Source organism: Cupriavidus sp. HE11 (assembly GCF_056097175.1).
Map to the genome: position 1 here is coordinate 3,600,061 of NZ_CP184464.1, position 18,325 is coordinate 3,618,385.

The 18,325-nt window shown below is 66.7% G+C and carries 21 protein-coding genes; 11 read left to right on the forward strand and 10 right to left on the reverse strand.

Translation table 11 applies throughout. The features are described 5' to 3' along the window. Positions 1 to 4: 4 nt before the first annotated feature. Complete coding sequence (gene ltnD, locus ACOABP_RS16840) at positions 5 to 904, reverse strand: L-threonate dehydrogenase (RefSeq protein ID WP_474226298.1); 900 nt, start codon at positions 902 to 904, stop codon at positions 5 to 7. A 21-nt stretch (positions 905 to 925) separates the two neighbouring features. After that, the gene (locus ACOABP_RS16845) at positions 926 to 1,669 is read right to left on the reverse strand and encodes a FadR/GntR family transcriptional regulator (protein WP_474226299.1); all 744 of its coding nucleotides are present in this window, start codon (positions 1,667 to 1,669) and stop codon (positions 926 to 928) included. Positions 1,670 to 1,854: 185 nt separating this feature from the next. Here ACOABP_RS16845 and ACOABP_RS16850 point away from each other — a divergent pair, with 185 nt between their 5' ends. Next, positions 1,855 to 2,289, forward strand: coding sequence for a GNAT family N-acetyltransferase (locus ACOABP_RS16850; RefSeq protein ID WP_474226300.1), 435 nt, complete (start codon positions 1,855 to 1,857; stop codon positions 2,287 to 2,289). 28 nt (positions 2,290 to 2,317) lie between these two features. Here ACOABP_RS16850 and ACOABP_RS16855 read toward each other — a convergent pair whose 3' ends face one another. From ACOABP_RS16855 to ACOABP_RS16865, 3 genes are all read right to left on the reverse strand, one after another. Next, on the reverse strand, positions 2,318 to 3,472 hold the full coding sequence (locus ACOABP_RS16855) for a CaiB/BaiF CoA transferase family protein (RefSeq protein WP_474226301.1): 1,155 nt from the start codon (positions 3,470 to 3,472) through the stop codon (positions 2,318 to 2,320). A gap of 36 nt (positions 3,473 to 3,508) precedes the next feature. Then, the gene (locus tag ACOABP_RS16860; protein ID WP_474226302.1) at positions 3,509 to 4,495 is read right to left on the reverse strand and encodes a Bug family tripartite tricarboxylate transporter substrate binding protein; all 987 of its coding nucleotides are present in this window, start codon (positions 4,493 to 4,495) and stop codon (positions 3,509 to 3,511) included. A 64-nt stretch (positions 4,496 to 4,559) separates the two neighbouring features. Next, complete coding sequence (locus ACOABP_RS16865) at positions 4,560 to 5,321, reverse strand: enoyl-CoA hydratase/isomerase family protein (RefSeq protein ID WP_474226303.1); 762 nt, start codon at positions 5,319 to 5,321, stop codon at positions 4,560 to 4,562. A gap of 78 nt (positions 5,322 to 5,399) precedes the next feature. On the opposite strand from ACOABP_RS16865, the gene ACOABP_RS16870 reads away from it, so the two are divergent. Further along, positions 5,400 to 6,053: a GntR family transcriptional regulator gene (locus ACOABP_RS16870; protein WP_082926495.1), complete on the forward strand. Its 654-nt coding sequence runs from the start codon at positions 5,400 to 5,402 to the stop codon at positions 6,051 to 6,053. Between the two features lie 109 nt (positions 6,054 to 6,162). On the opposite strand, the gene ACOABP_RS16875 is transcribed toward ACOABP_RS16870, so the two are convergent. From ACOABP_RS16875 to ygfZ, 3 genes are all read right to left on the reverse strand, one after another. Continuing rightward, positions 6,163 to 7,020: an NRDE family protein gene (locus tag ACOABP_RS16875; protein WP_066738013.1), complete on the reverse strand. Its 858-nt coding sequence runs from the start codon at positions 7,018 to 7,020 to the stop codon at positions 6,163 to 6,165. A 63-nt stretch (positions 7,021 to 7,083) separates the two neighbouring features. Beyond that, positions 7,084 to 7,374 carry a DUF4936 family protein gene (locus ACOABP_RS16880; RefSeq protein WP_066738011.1) on the reverse strand — a complete coding sequence of 97 codons (291 nt, stop codon included), beginning with the start codon at positions 7,372 to 7,374 and terminating at the stop codon, positions 7,084 to 7,086. A gap of 19 nt (positions 7,375 to 7,393) precedes the next feature. Continuing rightward, a complete protein-coding gene (gene ygfZ / locus ACOABP_RS16885; RefSeq protein WP_474226304.1) occupies positions 7,394 to 8,404 on the reverse strand; it encodes a CAF17-like 4Fe-4S cluster assembly/insertion protein YgfZ in 1,011 nt (336 codons plus the stop codon). A gap of 252 nt (positions 8,405 to 8,656) precedes the next feature. Here ygfZ and mltG point away from each other — a divergent pair, with 252 nt between their 5' ends. From mltG to ACOABP_RS16920, 7 genes are all read left to right on the forward strand, one after another. Next, positions 8,657 to 9,655 (forward strand): endolytic transglycosylase MltG, encoded by a 999-nt coding sequence (gene mltG, locus ACOABP_RS16890; protein WP_474226305.1) that lies wholly within the window; start codon positions 8,657 to 8,659, stop codon positions 9,653 to 9,655. 4 nt (positions 9,656 to 9,659) lie between these two features. After that, positions 9,660 to 10,262, forward strand: a complete 603-nt coding sequence (gene tmk, locus ACOABP_RS16895) for a dTMP kinase (RefSeq protein WP_474226306.1) — start codon at positions 9,660 to 9,662, stop codon at positions 10,260 to 10,262. An 86-nt stretch (positions 10,263 to 10,348) separates the two neighbouring features. Further along, on the forward strand, positions 10,349 to 11,374 hold the full coding sequence (locus ACOABP_RS16900) for a DNA polymerase III subunit delta' (RefSeq protein WP_474226307.1): 1,026 nt from the start codon (positions 10,349 to 10,351) through the stop codon (positions 11,372 to 11,374). 128 nt (positions 11,375 to 11,502) lie between these two features. Next, a complete protein-coding gene (locus ACOABP_RS16905; RefSeq protein WP_474226308.1) occupies positions 11,503 to 11,922 on the forward strand; it encodes a PilZ domain-containing protein in 420 nt (139 codons plus the stop codon). Positions 11,923 to 11,965: 43 nt separating this feature from the next. After that, a complete protein-coding gene (locus ACOABP_RS16910) occupies positions 11,966 to 12,475 on the forward strand; it encodes an N-acetyltransferase family protein (RefSeq protein WP_474226309.1) in 510 nt (169 codons plus the stop codon). Between the two features lie 16 nt (positions 12,476 to 12,491). Further along, the gene (locus ACOABP_RS16915) at positions 12,492 to 13,289 is read left to right on the forward strand and encodes a TatD family hydrolase (RefSeq protein WP_474226310.1); all 798 of its coding nucleotides are present in this window, start codon (positions 12,492 to 12,494) and stop codon (positions 13,287 to 13,289) included. Next, complete coding sequence (locus ACOABP_RS16920) at positions 13,282 to 14,025, forward strand: ankyrin repeat domain-containing protein (RefSeq protein WP_474226311.1); 744 nt, start codon at positions 13,282 to 13,284, stop codon at positions 14,023 to 14,025. The genes ACOABP_RS16915 and ACOABP_RS16920 overlap by 8 nt, the downstream gene beginning before the upstream one ends. A gap of 97 nt (positions 14,026 to 14,122) precedes the next feature. On the opposite strand, the gene ACOABP_RS16925 is transcribed toward ACOABP_RS16920, so the two are convergent. Continuing rightward, positions 14,123 to 15,220 (reverse strand): J domain-containing protein, encoded by a 1,098-nt coding sequence (locus ACOABP_RS16925; protein WP_474227866.1) that lies wholly within the window; start codon positions 15,218 to 15,220, stop codon positions 14,123 to 14,125. Positions 15,221 to 15,710: 490 nt separating this feature from the next. Here ACOABP_RS16925 and ACOABP_RS16930 point away from each other — a divergent pair, with 490 nt between their 5' ends. Then, positions 15,711 to 16,901: an HD-GYP domain-containing protein gene (locus ACOABP_RS16930; RefSeq protein WP_474226312.1), complete on the forward strand. Its 1,191-nt coding sequence runs from the start codon at positions 15,711 to 15,713 to the stop codon at positions 16,899 to 16,901. 39 nt (positions 16,902 to 16,940) lie between these two features. On the opposite strand, the gene ACOABP_RS16935 is transcribed toward ACOABP_RS16930, so the two are convergent. Continuing rightward, positions 16,941 to 17,834: a LysR family transcriptional regulator gene (locus tag ACOABP_RS16935; protein ID WP_474226313.1), complete on the reverse strand. Its 894-nt coding sequence runs from the start codon at positions 17,832 to 17,834 to the stop codon at positions 16,941 to 16,943. A 108-nt stretch (positions 17,835 to 17,942) separates the two neighbouring features. Here ACOABP_RS16935 and ACOABP_RS16940 point away from each other — a divergent pair, with 108 nt between their 5' ends. Then, positions 17,943 to 18,260 (forward strand): DMT family transporter, encoded by a 318-nt coding sequence (locus tag ACOABP_RS16940; protein WP_474226314.1) that lies wholly within the window; start codon positions 17,943 to 17,945, stop codon positions 18,258 to 18,260. The last annotated feature ends 65 nt before the right edge of the window (positions 18,261 to 18,325 follow it).

Consider the following 18,325-nt stretch of genomic DNA (forward strand, 5'->3'; position numbering starts at 1 on the left):
TGCCTTACTCCTTGGCCTTGCCGGCGGGCAGTTCGATACCCGGGAAAATCTTGATGACGGCGGAGTCGTCCTCGCCGCCATGGCCGGCGGTGGACGCCATCATGAACATCTGGTGTGCCGCCGCCGACAGCGGCAGCGGGAATTTGCTGGTGCGCGCGGTATCCAGCACCATGCCCAGGTCCTTGACGAAGATGTCGACGGCCGACAGCGGCGTGTAGTCGCCCGCCAGGATATGCGGCACGCGGTTTTCGAACATCCACGAGTTGCCGGCGCTGTGCGTGATGACGTCGTAGAGCGCGTCGGGGTCCACGCCTTCGCGCAGGCCCAGCGCCATGGCTTCGGCTGCTGCAGCGATATGCACACCGGCCAGCAACTGGTTGATGATCTTGACCTTCGAGCCGGCGCCATGGGCGTCGCCCAGGCGGTAGACCTTGCCGGCAATGGCGCCCAGCACGTCCTCGGCCAGCGCGTAGGCTTCGGCAGGGCCCGACGTCATCATCGTCATTTCGCCAGTGGCAGCGCGGGCGGCGCCGCCCGAGACCGGCGCGTCGAGCAGCAGCAGGCCCTTTTCGGCCAGCCGCTTGCCCAGGGCTTCGGCAAAGCCAGGCGGCACGGTGGCGCTGGCAATCACGAGCTTGCCGGCGGCCATGGCCGGTACCGCACCCTGTTCGCCGAACAGCACCGATTCGGTCTGCGCGGCGTTGACCACGAGCGTGATCACCACGTCGCAGCGCTCGCCCAGTTCGGCCGGGCTGCCGCACGGCACGCCGCCGGCGTCGGCAAAGCGGCGCAGCACCTCATCGCGCAGATCGAACGCATGGACCTTGAAGCCGGCGCGCAGCAGCGACTGCGCCACGCCATAGCCCATCGCGCCCAAGCCGATGACACCAATATTCCTGGACATGGAAATCTCCTGAAAGCGGGATTAATGCGACGGGCCTTGCGGCAGGTCGCTGGCGGCTGCGTCGTCGTCGCCCAGTTGCGACAGGCGGCGCGCCGCGTTGTACATATGGTTCTGCGCGGCGTTGCGCGCGGCGTCGGGGTCGCCCGCGCGGATGGCGGCGACAATGGCCTGGTGTTCCTCGCGCACCTGGCGCGAGAAGTCCTCGCGGCGCGCCTCGTTGGTTCGCGTGACGCGCGTGGCGGTTTCCAGGTACTGGCTCAGGAACGCCAGCGTCTTGAGGAAGTAGGGATTGCCGGTGGCTTCGGCGATGGCGCGGTGGAAGCCCACGTCGGCATCCACGCCGTCACCGCCGGCGGCCACCTCGGCATCCAGCCGGGCCAGCGCGGCGTCGATGCCGGCCATGGCCGCGTCCGTACGGCGGCGGGCGGCCTGCGCGGCCACCTCGGCCTCAATGGAACGTCGCAGTTCAACGATTTGCAGCACCGATTCCAGCGTGTCGACGTCGGTGTAGTCGATGCGCAGCGGACGGATGCCGGCCTGTTCGGTCACGAATACGCCGCTGCCCTGGCGCGATTCCACCAGCCCTTCGTACTTGAGCCGCGCAATGGCCTCGCGGATCACGGTGCGGCTGACGCCGAATTCCTCGGACAGCACGGCTTCGGTGGGCAGCTTGGCGCCACGCGGAAACACGCCGCCTTCGATCTTCTCGAGTAACTGTTCGGCCACGCTGTCGGTCAGCGCACGGGCGGGAATCTTCTGGAACATCGTTATCACGTCATCGGGTAGTCAGGTCATCATACAAATTTCATCAAAGGATGGCAGGGGGGTAATCCCTAGGCTGGTGCAAGGATGGCCGATAATCGCACGGGTCTGCAGCGCCGCCTTGACCGCCATCGCCTGGCCGTCGGCGTATCATTGCGCCTTTCCAAGACTTCCCGCCCTAGAAAATCATGTCCGTCTGCCCCGATTCCGTACTGGTCTGCGCCTGGGATGAAGCCCGCGAACGCGCGCGCGCCATCCGCTACAGCGTCTTTGTGGAAGAGCAGGGTGTGCCGGTGGAACTGGAATGGGATGACATGGATGCCCCGAGCTGGCACGCGCTGGCGTTTGCCCAGGACGGCACGCCGGTGGCGACGGGCCGGCTGCTGCCGGATGGCCATATCGGCCGCATGGCGGTGCTGAAGGTGGCGCGCGGCACCGGCATGGGTGCGAAGGTGCTCGATGCGCTGATGACCAAGGCCGCCGAGCTGGGCTATCCGGAGCTGATCCTCAACGCGCAGACCCACGCCGCGCCGTTCTACACGCGCGTGGGTTTCGAGCAGGTGGGGGCCGAATTCGAGGAAGCCGGCATTCCGCACATCGAGATGCGCAAGCGCATCGGCTAAGGCCGGGCTGGTCCGCCGGCCCCCGGGGCTACGCGCCAAATTCTCCCAGCAGCGCCTCGCGATCCTGATCGAGCCGGGGCGCCGGCCGTACCGCGCCGGACTGCCACGTCTCGCCGATCTTGATCGGATTGCCGGCCACGCGCAGCGATTTGTCGGCGCCGATGCCAACGTCCAGCAGCATCTGCCGGGCTGCCACGTGGGCGTTGTCCATGATCTGCGGCACGCCGTTCAGCGGGCCATGCGGCACCCCGGCGGCCTCCAGCACAGCTTCCCATTCGGCTGTCGGCGCCTCGCACAGGCGCGCCTCCAGGCATTGCTTCAGTTCCGCGTGATGCTCGTTGCGGGCCGGGACCGATGCAAACCGTGGATCGTCGACCCATTCCGGCTGCCCGAGTGCGCCACAGAGCCGTTCGAACAGGGCGTCGTTGCCAACGGCGATCACGACAAAGCCGTCCTGCGTGGCAAACATGTCGAACGGCGTGATCGACGGATGCCGGGTGCCGAGCGGCCTGGGCACGTTGCCGGTGGCCGAGAAGCGGGCGATGGGGTTTTCCAGTAGCGCCACCTGGCAATCGAGCATCGAGATATCGACCCGTTCGCCCAGCCCGGTGGCGGTGCGGCGCAGCAGCGCGGCCTGGATGCCGATGGTGGCATACAGTCCGGCGCCGATATCGCCAATCGACACCCCGACACGCGCCGGATTGCCGCCGGGCTCGCCCGTCACGCTCATCAGGCCGCCCATGGCCTGCACCACCATGTCGTAGGCGGGCCGGTTGCGGTAGGGGCCGGTCTGGCCAAAGCCGGAAATCGACGCGTACACCAGCCTCGGATAGCGGGCGCGCAGCATTTCCCATGTATAGCCAAGCTTGTCCATCACACCGGCGCGGAAGTTCTCCACCAGCACGTCGGCGCCTTCCAGCATCCGCTCCAGTACCGCGCGGTCCGACGCGTCCTTGAGATCGAGCGCGATGGACGACTTGTTGCGGTTCACCGACGCAAAGTAGGCCGACTCCCCATCGACAAACGGCCCCACCTGGCGCGAATCGTCGCCCCGGTCGGGATTCTCGATCTTGATGACGCGGGCGCCCAGATCGGCCAGCATCATCGTGCAGTACGGGCCGGCCAGCACGCGCGTCAGGTCGACAACCGTGATGCCGTGCAGGGGGCCGTTAGGCGTAGTCATGCTTTTACTCCTTGAGGTTCGATGCGCGGGCGGGCATCAATCGATCTTTGCGCCGCTCGACTGCGCCAGGTCGACGCCGATCTTGCCTTCGCGGGCCGCGAAGTCGCGGAAGTCGGCGACCGAAGCCGACACCGACACCTCGTCGCCCTGCGCCAGAAAGCGCTTGCGGAGTTCGGGGTCGGCCATGACCTTGGCCGTGGCCGCGAACAGCTTGTCGATGATCTCCGGGGGCGTTTTCGCGGGTGCGAACAGCCCGTACCAGGCCGACAGGTCGTAGCCCTTGACCCCGCTTTCGGCGATGGTCGGCAATTGCGGATTGGCGTTGGAGCGCTGGGCCGAAGTCACGGCGATCGGCACCACCTTATGGGTGTCGATCATCGGCTTGACCGAAGGCGCCGTACCGAACGTCAGCTGCACGTCGCCGGCGGCCACGGCCTGGGCCGACGGCGCGCCGCCCTTGTATGGCACGTGCGTCATGCGCACGCCGGTGAGCTTGGTGAAGTAGACGCCTGCCAGGTGCGTGATCACGCCATTGCCCGACGACGAGTAATTGATGGCGCCCGGATGCGCCTTGGCCTGGGCGATCAGGTCCTGCACGTTCTTGATGCCGCTGTCCTTGTTGACGGCCAGGATCAGCGGCGCGGCCGACAGCTTCGTGATCGGCGCGAAGTCGGACGGCTCGTAGCGGATGTTCTTGTAGAGCACCTTGTCACCACCCATCAGGCTGGCCGTGGCGATGTAGAGCGTGTAGCCGTCGGGCGCCGACTTGGCGACGTATTCGGCGGCAATCGTGGTGCCGGCGCCGGGCCGGTTGTCGACCACCACCGGTTGTCCAAGCTCGCGGCTCAGCGCGTCGCCGTAGAGCCGGGCCGTGTTGTCCGCGCCGCCGCCGGCCGGAAAGCCGATCACGAGCCGGATCGGCTTGTTGGGGTAGGCCGCCTGTGCCGAGGCGGCAACGGGCAATGCCGCGAACAGCGTGCCGAAGATGGCGAGCGCGGCGCGATGGGTCAGGGTGATGGTCATGATGATGTCTCCTCCGTAGCTGTTTCGCCACTTGAGTGAATGGACGCGGCTGGGCCTGGCGTGGCTATCGGCCGCGGAACGCAGGGGTTCGTTTCTCCTTCCATGCCGCCGCACCCTCGCGCAGGTCTTCCGAGGTTTCGGAGCGGTGTATGTCGTGTTGCAGCGCGTCGGCATCAAGCCGGCCGCAGGCGATGTCGTTGAGGTGGCGTTTCATGCCGATCAGCGCGATCGGCGCCATGCCGGCCAGCTGGGTGCTCAGTGCCGCCACGCGCGCGGCCAGCGCATCGGCGGGCACCATTTCGGTCAGGAAGCCGATGCGCAGCATCTCGTCGGCCTCGATGCGGTCGGCGGTCAGGAACAGCCGCTTGGCCGCGTTCAGGCCCAGCCGCGACACATAGCGCTCCATGCCGCCGCGATAGAAATGCAGCCCCAGCCGGGCAGCGGGCATGAACATGTCGCAGCCCGGCACCCCGATCCGGAAATCGCACGCCAGGCACAGGTCGGTGGCGCCGCCATAGACGCCGCCCTGGATCGCGGCCATCGTGACGGGCCGCGCCGCCTCGATGGCATCGATCACGTCGCCGAAATTGGCAGCGCCTTCCTCGGGCTTGCCACCTAGCGAGCCAATGTCGTAGCCGCTGCAGAAGTACTTGCCCTCGGCGATGAAGCACAGCACCAGCACTTCGGACATGGCATTGACGGCGGCCACGTGGTCGCGCAGCGCGATCAGGTCGGCGGGGCTGAGCCGGTTGGCCACTTTGGGCCGGCGCAGCGTTATCGTGGCAACGCGGCCTTCGACGGCCAGGGAGGGTGAGGTATCATCCATCTCGTTATATCTCAAAGCCGAATTGATATATCAAAAAAGGCTACAGATATTTTTCTAAGGAAAATAGAGGGTATACCCGTGCAATCGCTACAAGATCGGATTCGCGAAAGCGTGATCGCCGCCATTCAGGCGGGAGAGCTGCGGCCCGGGGCGCAGATCGACGAGAAGATGCTGGCCGAACAGTTCGACAGTTCGCGCACGCCGGTGCGCGAGGCGCTGCTGATGCTGGCGGCTCAGGGGCTGGTGTCGATCGCGCCGCGTGCCGGCATGTTCGTCCACAAGCCGAGCGCTGCCGAGCTGGTGGCCATGTTCGAGACGCTGGCGGAGATGGAGGGGGTGGTGGCACGGCTTGCCACCCGGCGCATTTCGGCTGAAGGGCGCAAGGCACTGGCAGATTCGCACGAGGCCGCCGGCATTCCGGCGCGCGCACGCGATGCGGCGGCCTACGTCGAGGCCAATCGGGCCTTCCACGAGGTGTTGTACCAGGCGGCGGCCAACCCGTTCCTGTCGGAGCAGATCGTGCAGTTGCGGCGCCGCCTGGCGATCTACTGGCAGCGCAAGGACCTGATCAACGAGGCCCGCATAGCCACCTCGTATCGCGAGCACGGACACGTGGTAGAGGCCATTCTGAGCGGGCAGGCCGACGCCGCGGCCGAGGCCATGCGGACGCATATCTCTGCGGGGGGCAGGGCGCTGGCCGATCTGGTGCTGCTGGCCGACGCGTCGGCATAGCGGCCGAAGCGTGGCAGGTGGTGGCGGAACGGGGTTTGCAGGATGGCCCGGCCGTCTGCATGAATCCGGAGACCATCACGCCAGCCAGGCCAGGGCGGCCCGGCGGCGATTAGCGTGGCGCCGGCACGGTTCCGGTATCGCGGGCCACGTTCAGGCGGCCCTGGTATGACACCTCGCCGGTCTGGCCGTCGGCGTCGAAGCTGCGCTCGACAAAATCGAAGCGGCCATCGTGCCGCACGCGCAGTATGGTGCTGGCGCGCGTGCCATAGTTGGGCGATCGGATAAACGCCGACGACAGCAGCTTTTCCCATTCGGGTGCCACGCCGGTACTCGGCAGTTCCCAGTCTGGCGCCTGCTTTTCATCGGCCAGCAACTGCAGGTACGGCTCGGGGTCCGATCCTAGCTGTCCGCGGTCGGCGGCCAGCACCTCGCACAGCGCGCCCACACGGCTGCGCACCTTGGGCCAGGGCGTATCGAGCAGCGCGTTGGACAGGCCATACAAGCCCGGCTTGAGCTTCTGCGGCTGGCGCGATTTGGACCGGTTGCTGTACCACCAGAGATCGTGCAGATCGCTGGCGAGCAGGTTGAAACCGTTGTACGCGCCGGGTGCGCGGGCCAGGTCGTGCAGGTATTCGTCGGGCGTCTGGTTGCCGCGCAGGAAATGCGACACCAGTTCGCCGCGCGAGCGCGCATCGGTACGTTTTTCGGAAGGCGCGCGGTAATTGGTGAGCGCCGCGAAACGGGCGCGCGAATCATCGGGCCATTCAGGCGATTCGGCGTTGGAGACGCCCATCCACGTGCCGGCATCGCCAATCACCTCCGCCAGGTCGCGACCGCCCAGCACTTCGTGGGCATCGTGCCACCAGTGCGCGGCCGCCGCCGGGCGGGCATAGAATTCGTCGCGGTTGCCAGCTACCACCAGGGCATAGTCCGGGTGCGATTGCCAGGCCACCAGTATCAGACACATGGGGGGCTTCCTCTTACTGCTTGCTACCGTCTTGCGATGCCGTTGTGAATGCGACCTGCACGGTCAGAGCACGTCCAGGTCGATGAACCTTTCGGCCATCCGCTCGCCGCTGATCCACTGCGCCAGCCCGCTCTGGCGCCACAGCCCATCGAGCGTGGCGTCGAACGCGGGCGGCACATCGGCGTAACACTCCATCCACGTCTGCAGGCCCGCGCGGGTCTCGGGCCTGCGCATCAGCGTACCACCAATCCCGGTCGCCTCGGCGACCGTTTCCATCCAGCGGTGCCAGTGCGGCAGCGCGTCGGCCGCGTGCGCATCGGGTACCTTGAAGTAGACGTAGAGATGATCGCTCATGGCAGAGTTCCCGTGGCGTTCAGCTGGCCGCTTCGGCCTCGTTCGGCAGCGGTACTTCGTACGGCAGCGTACGCGTGACCAGTGTCGGCCCGGTGGCGGCGCCCAGGTGCAGCGCACCGGCGGCGGCGTCGATCTTCAGTTCGGCCAGGCCGTCCCAGCCGCCCAGCGGCGACGCCGCGGCATTGACGATCATGCCGCACGGCTGTTCCGGGTCCTCGGGGCGGAAAATCTCGGCGGCGGCGGCGGGCACCGGGCCTTCGCCCTGCACGCGCCACATGCGGCGCTTGAGCGTGCCGCGATACTGGCTGCGCGCCACCACTTCCTGGCCGGGATAGCAGCCCTTGCGGAAGTTCACGCCACCCACCAGTTCGAAGTTGATCATCTGCGGCACGAACTGCTCTTGCGTGGGGGCCGTGATGCGCGGGATGCCCGCGCCGATGTCGAGCCAGTCCCAGAATGCCGGGGCGGCCGCCGCAAGCGTGGCGCCCAGCGCCTGTTGCAGTGCATCGGCGCGGTCGGCGGCGGCCACGATCTGCCAGCGCGCTTCACCTTCGGCGTCAGCCAGGCGGATCACGGTCACGCCATCGGCATGGGCCACGGCCAGCGGGCCCTGGGGCGCGGGCAGGCCAGCCTGGCGCAGCGCGGTTTCGGCACCGGCGCCGGCCACGCCCAGCACCCGGTGCGTGGCGGACAGGTCCGACAGCCTGGCCTTGGCGCGCAGCACGAACATGGTCAGGCGCTTCTGGATGGCCGGCTGGATGTCGGCCGACAGTTGCAGCACGATACCTTCGGCATCGCGCCACGCCAGGAAGCTGGCCATCAGGCGACCCTTGGGCGAGCAGTAGCCGGCCAGCCGCGCCGCATCGGCGGTCAGGTCTTCCACGGCATTGGTCAGCTGGGTATGCAGGAAACTGGCGGCATCGTCGCCGGCCACGCGGATCAGGCCCAGGCCGGCGGGCGCGGTCACGATACCGGCGGCGGGCAGGGCGGCGAAGCTGTCGGCGAGGGACGGGAATTCAGTGGCGGACATGCGGACGGTCCTGGAAATCGTATGGATGGATGAATTGGGGGCACAAGTGCAGAACACAACGTATGGCGGCGCAGGCGCGATCACGATACCGGCGCGGCACGCAATCGACACTGCAGGCCGCTGCGTAACGCTCGGTGACACATCGGGCACAAGGCTCCCGGTATTATATGGGCCTGTCGCCATTCCGACCGGCCGCTCCAATGATCCCGACCCGCCGGCGGGGGCATGGCGGCCGGTGTTTATTCTTACTCCATGAAACGTCTGTTCCTGCGCCTGGTCGGGGTATTGCTGGTCTTTGCCATGGCCGCCGCCGGCGGCTTCGCCTGGTGGGCCCGCCAGCCGCTGAGCCTGTCCGCATCCCCCGTCGAAGTCATCATCAAGCCGAATTCCGGCGTGGCGAGCGTTGGCCGCCAGATCCAGCGCGGCGGCGTGGGCATGGACCCGCGCCTGTTCCAGCTGCTGGCGCGCGTCACGGGCCATGCCGCCGAACTCAAGGCGGGCGGCTACCAGTTCGAAACCGGCGTGACGCCGCTCGATGTGATCGAAAAACTCGCCAAGGGCGAGGTCGCGCACTATGTGGTCACCGTGATCGAAGGCTGGGAATTCCGCAAGATGCGGGCGGCGGTGGACGCCAATCCGGCCCTGAAGCACGACACCCAGAACATGTCGGATGCCGAGCTGATGAAGGCCATCGGCGCTGCCGAGGCGTCGCCGGAGGGTATGTTCTTTCCCGATACCTACCTGTTCGCGCGCGGCAGCAGCGACGTCGAGCTCTACAAGCATGCCTACCGGGCCATGCAGAAGCGCCTGAACGACGCCTGGAACGCGCGCTCGCCCGACCTGCCGTACAAGACGCCGTACGAGGCGCTGGTCATGGCGTCGATCGTCGAGAAGGAAACCGGCCAGGCCGCCGAGCGGCCGCTGATTGCCTCCGTGTTCGTCAACCGGCTGCGCAAGAACATGATGCTGCAGACCGATCCGACCGTGATCTATGGCATCGGCCCGACCTTCGACGGCAACCTGCGCAAGAAGGATCTGCTGACGGACACCCCTTACAATACCTACACCCGGACCGGCCTGCCGCCGACCCCGATCGCGCTGCCAGGTCTGGCCTCGCTGGCGGCGGCCACCACGCCGGCGCCTTCCGATGCGCTGTACTTCGTGGCCCGTGGCGACGGCAGCAGCCATTTTTCCAGCTCACTCCCCGAACACAATCGCGCGGTCGACAAGTACCAGCGCGGAAAGCCCTGAATTCATGCGCGGCAGATTCATCACCTTTGAAGGCATCGACGGCGCCGGCAAGAGCACCCATATCGAATGGGTAGCCGGCCGCCTGCGCGAACGTGCCACCGTTGTCACGACCCGCGAGCCGGGCGGCACGCCGCTGGGCGAAGACCTGCGCGGCCTGCTGCTGCACCGGAAGATGGACCTCGAAACCGAGGCGCTGCTGATGTTCGCGGCACGCCGCGAACATATTGCCGACGTTATCGAGCCTGCGCTGGCGCGCGGCGACTGGGTGATTTCCGATCGCTTCACCGATGCCACCTTTGCCTACCAGGGTGGCGGGCGCGGCCTGCCGCGCGAGCGGCTGGAAGTGCTGGAGCAGTGGGTGCAGGGCGATCTGCAGCCGGACCTGACGCTGCTGTTCGACGTGCCCCTGGAGACGGCGGCACAGCGCCTGGCCAGCGCCCGCGAGCCGGACAAGTTCGAGGCCGAATCGCGCGCGTTCTTCGAACGGACACGTGCCGAATACCTGCGCCGGGCCGCCGAGGCGCCGGGGCGTTTCCGCGTGATCGACGCTACGCGCTCGATCGAGGAAATTCGCGTCACGCTTGAGGAAATCATCTCAAGTCTTTGATTTATTGAATATATATGCGCACGCTGATGTCGCCGGGCAAGACTCGGACAATACATGAGACGATCGCGCTAACTGACTGATCCGGCATGCTTTATCCCTGGCAACGAGAAGACTGGCAACGGCTGGCCGCGCTGCGCGACCGGCTGCCGCACGCGCTGCTGCTGCATGGGCAGCAAGGCATCGGCAAGCGCGACCTGGCGCTGCATTTCGCCCAGGGCCTGCTGTGCGAATCCCCGGTGGCCGATGGCCAGCCGTGCAACACCTGCGGCGCCTGCCACTGGTTCAGCCAGGGCAATCACCCCGATTTCACCGTGGTGCGGCCCGAAGCGCTGGAAGCCGGCGCGGGCGATGCCGATGGCGACGGCGAAGGTGGCGGCAGCAGTAGCAGCAAGAAGAAGGCGCCCAGCAAGATCATCCGCATGGAACAGGTGCGCGGGCTGATCGAGGCGGTGGGCGTGGGCACCCATCGCGCGGGCCTGCGCGTGGTGGTGGTCTACCCGCTCGACGCGTTGCAGACCGAGGGCGCCAACGCGCTGCTCAAGACGCTGGAAGAGCCGCCGCCGTCAACCGTGTTCCTGCTGGTCACCGACCGGATCGACCGCGTGCTGCCGACGATCCTGTCGCGCTGCCGCCAGTTCTCGGTCACGCGCCCGACCCAGGCCGCCGCGCTGGAATGGCTGCGCAGCCAGGGCGTGGCCGATGTCGAGGCGCAACTGGCGCTGTCGGGCGGTGCGCCGCTGACCGCGCTGCATGCCGCCGAGGCCGAAGAGCAGCCGTTGCAGCGCTTGCTGGTTGGCCAGCTGGGTGCCGGCGCCGCGTTCGATCCGCTGGCGGCGGCCGAGCAACTACAGAAGTTGCCGGTCCCGGCCGTGCTGGGCGTGCTGCAGCGCTGGACCTACGACATGCTGGCCCTGTGCCTGGGCACGGGGGCCGTGCGCTATTTCCCGAAGGAGCAGGCCGCGCTCGGACGCTGCGCCGGTGCCACCGACGCCCATCGGCTGCAGGGGTTTGCGGCCCGGCTGGTCAACCACCGGCGCAGCGAGAACCACCCATTGGCGGCGCGGCTGGTCATGGAATCGGTCTTTCTCGATTACCGGCAATTGTTCCGCTGAAAGCGACAAAAGGGGCTGGGCGAAGCCAAAAACATAGGCATCGATGGGCACACGTGGTAAAAGTCGAGCCACGTGTTTCCAATATTCCATAGCCCGCCCAAGCGGGCAAAGCACAGCAGGGGTCAAACATGAATGCACCAGTCACGATGCCGGCGCATACGGCGCCAGCCGCGTCCGTCAATCCGGCGGGGCCGCCCACAGGCGGCGCGCCGCACCGGCCGAATGTGCTGTCGCTGTCGATCAAGGACCAGGCCGGGCTCTACGGTGCCTACATGCCTTTCCTGGCGCGCGGCGGCATCTTTGTGCCGTCGAACCGCCCGTTCCGGCTGGGCGAGCAGGTCTTCCTGGTGCTTTCGTTGCTGGACCGGCCGCAGAAATACCAGGTCCAGGGCACTGTTGCCTGGATCACGCCGGCTGGCACGCCGATGAAGACCCCTGGTGTGGGCGTGCATCTGCCGGACGACGACAATGGCCGTGCGCTCAAGCGCGCGGTGGAAGAACTGCTGGGCAAGACCATCGAATCGGGGCGGCCCACGCAGACCTTGTAACCTCATGTGAGATGCGAAGCTTGCTTCGCAAGTATCTGTTTTTATGAGCAATAGCGGTTTTTCGGTGCGTCTGGCGACGCGTGACGACCTGGCTGGCATCGTCGAGATCTACAACAGCACCGTGCCGTCGCGCATGGTGACGGCCGATACGGAACCGGTGTCCGTGGCCTCGCGCGAGGCGTGGTTTGCGGAGCACCTGCCCGAGCGCCGCCCGCTCTGGGTGTGCGAAGCCGCCGATGGCCGCATGGCCGGCTGGGTCAGTTTCTCGGATTTCTACGGCCGCCCGGCGTATGGCGCCACCGCCGAAGTCTCGATCTACCTGCACGAAGCGTTTCGTGGCCAGGGCCTGGGCCGGTTCCTGCTGGAACGGGCCATTGAGCATGCGCCCCGGGTAGGCGTCAACACGCTGCTGGGCTTTATCTTCGGCCACAACGCACCGAGCCTGGCCCTGTTCGAGCGCCACGGTTTCTCGCGCTGGGGCGACCTGCCGCGCGTGGCCGTACTGGATGGGGTCGAGCGCGACCTCGTCATCCTGGGCCGCCGCCTGGGCTGAGCGCGGAGTACGCACCATGTTTGTCGATTCCCACTGCCATATCGATTTTCCGGAGCTGGCGCAGCGTCTGCCCCAGCTGCTGGAAAACATGAAGGCCAACCAGGTCACGCATGCGCTGTGCATTTCCGTGACGCTGGAGGATTTTCCGCGCGTGCTGGCGCTGGCCGAGCAGCATCCCAACCTCTACGCGTCGGTGGGTGTGCATCCCGACTACGAGGAAGATGCCGAAGAGCCGACGCTGGAGCGCCTGGTGACGCTGTCCGCCCATCCGCGTGTGGTGGGCACCGGCGAGACCGGCCTGGACTACTACCGGCTCAATGGCCGCAGTGTCGATGACATGGAATGGCAGCGGGAACGTTTCCGCACCCATATCCGCGCCGCGCGCCAGACCGGCAAGCCGCTGATCATCCATACCCGATCGTCGGCCGACGACACGATCCGCCTGATGCGCGAGGAAAATGCGCGCGAGGCCGGCGGTGTCATGCACTGCTTTACCGAGACCTGGGACATTGCGAAGCAGGCGCTTGACGAAGGCTTCTACATCTCGTTCTCGGGCATCGTCACGTTCAAGAGTGCGGCAGACCTGCAGGAAACCGCGAAGAAGGTGCCGCTGGACCGCATGCTGATCGAGACCGATTCGCCGTACCTGGCGCCGGTGCCGTATCGTGGCAAGACCAACGAGCCGGCCTGGGTGCGCCATGTGGGCGAGTTCATCGCCAGGCTGCGCGACGTGCCCGTGGAGGCGGTAGCGGAGCAGACCACGGATAATTTCTTCCGTCTTTTCAAGCACATAGACAGGAATTCTCATGCTTGATATCAAGATTCGACGCCTGGCATCCGCAGTGGCCCTGGTAGGCCTGACGGCGATGTCCGGCTGCGCGCTGGTGCAGGCCGCACCGGCCGACGACATGCGCAAGGCCGTCGAATTCGACGACGGCAATACCGTGCAGAAACTGCTGGCCAAGGGCGTGGACCCCAACCTGGTGGATAACCGCGGCAACCCGATGCTGGTGGTGGCGCTGCGCGAAAAGTCGAAGAAGGCGGCCACGGCGCTGATCAAGGCCAAGAACATCGACTTCGACAAGACCAACCCGGCCGGCGAGAACGCGCTGATGATGGCGGCGCTCAATGGCGATCTCGACATGATCAAGCTGATGGTCGATGGCGAGGAGGCCGAGGTCAACAAGAAGGGCTGGGCGCCGCTGCACTACGCGGCGACGAACGGGCACAACGACGTGGTCAAGTACCTGGTCGACCATGCCGCGTATCTGGACGCCGAGAGCCCCAATGGCACCACGCCGCTGATGATGGCGGCGCGCGGCGGTCATATCGAGACGGTGAAGCTGCTGCTGGACGAAGGCGCGGACATGCGCCTGAAGAACCAGCAGGGCATGACGGTGATCGACTTTGCCGAGCAGTACAACCAGAAGGAAATCGCGGACGGCCTGAAGTCGCGCTGGCAGAAGCTTTACGGCAATGTGCCTGCGCCGGCACCAAAGCCGAAGCCTTATGTGGCGCCGAACGGCCAGCCGCAGCCCAAGGCCTACTGAGGCCTGTCAAGGCCCACCAAGACCTGTTGGAGCCCGTTGAGCCCTGCCGCCATCGCGGCCAGGGCCGCCCGAGCCGGTGTCCAGCCCCGGCTCCGCCTCAGGGAAATTCGCGCTCGGAAATCGTCACCGAGCGCGACGTGCCACCTGGCACCGCGTACAGCTTGAAGACATTGCGATTGGCGCTGGTGCCGGCGGCCTCGCGGACTTCCGAGAGGTCGAAGCGCTCCGAGCGGAAGATCTCGCCGGAATCGAGGCTCTGGTAGCGCAGGTCGTAGGCGCCGGGCGAAATATTCTCCATCGTGAACGATGATCCGCCGCGCACGAAGCTGGTGCGCACCGGCAGCGGCGCATTGCCGTCGACGGCTACCAGTTTCAGCAGCACGTCGGACGCGCTTCCCGAATTGTCCACCGTCAGCGTCGACAACCCATTCCCGTTCAGTACCGGATACCCCGGCAGATAGCCCGAATGATCGGGCCATGGCATGCCGCGCGGCGTCATCGACGGCCGGGTGTAGCCGCGCTCGCGGCTGGCGAGCTGTACGCCCGGTGATACTGTCCTGACCAATGCGGGCGCCGACGCCTGCGCTGCGCTGGCGGGCACCGGGCGGGCGTCGGTACTGCTGGCCGTCGCTTCGCCGGGGCCCGACCAGTCTCCAAGCATGATGACGATGATCGCGCCGATGGCGGCATAGAGCGCGATCGAACCGTATTTCGGCAGCGGCACGGCGGGGCCGTCGGCGGCACGCTGGCGGGCGGCGCGGCGGGTGCGTTCCTGGCGCTCCTGCCGTTCGGGACGCGCCTTGCGTGAACGGAACGGCGGCGCGTCGGTGGGCTCCGGCTCGGCGGGGCGGGCCTGTTGCGCCGGGCGGCTGGCCGACTGGCGCGCGGCCTGCTGGCGTTGCGCGGCCTGGCGTTGGGCCTGGGCTGCCGCCGCCCGCTGGGCCTGCGCCTGCCGCAGCGTCCGCTCGGCCTCGCGCTTTTCTTCGGCAATGATCCACTGGTCGTGCTCGGCCCGGCGTTCCGGGTCGCGCAGCACCTCGTAGGCCGCGTTCAGCAGCCGCATGATGCGATTGGCTTCCTCGCTGTCCGCGTGCCGGTCGGGATGATATTTCTGGCTCAAGGATTTGTAGGCGGCCCGGATCACTTCGGTCGGGGCGTCGCGTGAAACCTTGAGGTTGTCGTAGTGGGTGTGCATCAAGCAGAAAGACGCAATGGCGGTGGTCGACAACAGATAACGGCAATTCGCCGCGAATATCAAGCCTGAACGCGCAGGCCAAGCCTGGCGCCGACAAGTTTCATGCAACCGGGGGATGGGGTCTGCGGGGTGCCGAACAAAGCAGCCAGGCCGCCGGCCCGACGGCGCGATGGTCGTGCGCGTCGCGCGTTGGTGGCTGGTGTTGTTTTTTGGGGCAACATGGTCTGGATGGGTCTGACTTTTGGCATGCTGTCCGTCGGCGCGCAAATGTGGCCTTGCGTCATCTGCCTGCCGGGCGATCAGCGGGGCGGTGGACCGGGCAGAAGCCGCGGGATCGGCGTCCGAACGGAAAACGCTAAAGAAATACGGCAGCCTGCCGATAATGGCGGCCAACGATAAGAATCAGAGCAAGGGGCCGGCCCGACCAGAGCCCCGCTTGAACGGGTACGCGAGGCACGGGCTTCGTGCGCCATTTGATAGGGGCGAGTGCATGCTGAGAAGAATCAAGGCGGAACAGCTGCAGATTGGCATGTTCGTGGCAAGGCTGGGCGGGCCGTGGATCAACCATCCGTTCTGGCGATCGCGTTTTCTGGTCACCAGCGACGAGCAGGTGGAGCAGATCCAGTCCGCCAACGTGCAGGACGTCTGGATCGACATCCTCAAGGGCCGGAACCTGCCGACACCGGCGGCGCCCGACATGATGGAGGCCGACGACGCCACCGACGATCCCGAGGCGAGCTTCGAGGACGAGCTGGAACGCGCGCGCGAGCTGATCAAGACCGGCCGTGCGCTGATCGGCAACCTGTTCAACGACATCCGCATGGGCCGGGCGCTGGAAACCAACGGCGCGCTGCTGCTGGTGGATTCGGCGTCGACATCGCTGTCGCGCCATTCCCAGGCGCTGCTGGCGATGGCCCGGCTCAAGGTCAAGGACGATTACACGTACCTGCATTCGTTCTCGGTCTGCGCGCTGATGATCGCCGTGGGCCGCAACCTCAAGCTGCCCGACGGTGAGTTGCGCGAACTCGGGCTGGCGGGGCTGGTGCACGATATCGGCAAGCTGACGCTGCCAGAATCGCTGCTGATGAAGGGCGGCGACCTGTCGCCGTCGGAAGCGGAGCAGATGCGCCGCCATCCGTCGGCCGGCTACCGGATCCTGAACGAGGCGCGGCTCTATACCAACATTCCGCTCGATGTCTGCGTCCATCACCATGAACGGGTGGACGGGCGCGGCTATCCGTTCGGGCTGCTGGAGCACGAGATCAGCGTTCACGCCAAGATCGCGGCCATCTGCGATACCTACGATTCGCTGACCTCGCCGCGCCCGAACCACCTGGCGTGGTCGCCGGCGCGCGCCATGGAATACATCGCGGTACGCGTCGATACGCTGTTCGACCGTCGCGTGTTCAAGGCGTTTACGCGCACCATCGGCATCTACCCGCTGGGCACCGTGCTGCGGCTGCGCTCGGGCCGGCTGGCCGTGGTCTGCGGCCAGAACGAAGGCGAGCCGCTGCGGCCGCGCGTGATGGTGTTCTACTCGGTGACCGATGCCAAGCCGTTGCCGCCCGAGGTGCTGGACCTGACCCAGGCCGACGACACCGTGATCGCGTTCGAGGACGCCCGCCAATGGGGCTTCAGCGACGACCAACTGATGGCGATGTACGCGCCGCACGCAAGGTAAGGCGCGCAAGGTAAGGCGCGGCAACGCACGGTGGGGGCTTCAGTCCTGCAGCACCCACTGCGACTGCCGCAGCGCGTCGGTCAAGAAGTCGTTGAAGGCGCGCACGCGGGCGCTATGGCGCAGATCCGGATGGGTCAGCAGCCAGAGCGGGGTATCGAGCCCGGGCTCTGGTTCGGCCAGGCGCACCAGCGATGCATCGGCGTCGCCCAGCATGCATAGCAGCATGCCCGCGCCCATGCCGAGCCGCACGGCCTGCGCCATGGCGACCAGGCTGTCAGCGCGCACCGCGCAGCGGTCGGCGGCCACGTTGGCAAGCGCCCAGCGCGCCTGCGCCAGGTGCGCGAGGCTGTCGTCCGGCAACACCCACCAATGGCCGGTCCAGTGCGCCTGGGCAGGCGCTTCCATCCGCTCCAGATAATCGCGCGACGCATAGGGCGCGGTCTGCAGCCGGCCTACGTGCCGGCCCAGCAGGTGCTCGGGCGGCGCCGCAGCCGGGCGCACGGCCACGTCGGCCTCGCGGCGGGTCAGGTTCAGGAAGGTGTTGTGGATCACCACCTGTAATTCGATGCCGGGATGCCGGACCCGGAAATCGGCCAGAACCGGCATCAGCAGGCCATAGGCCAGGGTATCGGTGGTGGTCACGCGCAGCGGCCCGCTCAGTTCGGTGTCGCGCCCGGCCAGCACGCGTTGCGCGGCATCGATCTGCTCGCCCACGCCATCGAGTTGCCCGGCCAGCGTTTCACCGGCCGGCGTCATCGCATAGCCGCCCAGATCGCGCGAAAACAGCCGCGTGCCAAGGTCTTCCTCAAGCTTGTTCAGCCGCCGCAACACGGTGGAATGATTGACCCGCAGCGCCCGCGCCGCCGCCGCCAGCGACCCGCGTCGGCTCACGGCCAGGAAAACGCGCAGGTCGTCCCAATCTGCATCCTGCATTTTTGCATTGCCTTTCCGCGATTTATGCGAATGGTTATGCCAATCTGCAGAGCCTACAGTGTGGCTCCAGGAACGGCAACCGGGGTTGCCCGATGCGGGGAGAGCAACATGGCGTGGACGCTGCTGGTCGTGGCGGGACTGATCGAGATCGTGATGGCGCTGGCGCTGAAGCACACCGACGGCTGGACGCGTCCGGGGCCGACGCTGCTGGGCATTGGCGCGGCGCTGGCCAGCATCTTCCTGCTCAGCGCGGCGCTGCGGCATCTGCCCGTGGGCACCGCCTATGCCGTCTGGACCGGCATCGGGGCCATTGGCGTGACGCTGGCGGGCATCGTGTTCCTGGGCGAAAGTGCGTCGCCGGCGCGGCTGTTGCTGATCGCGCTGATCTTCGTCGGCATTGGCGGGCTGAAGCTGCTGCCGGCGTAAGACAAATCCGAATTTGCAAGGTCAGGCATACAAAGTGTGGCGCCGGGGCGCATGGCTAGTAGACT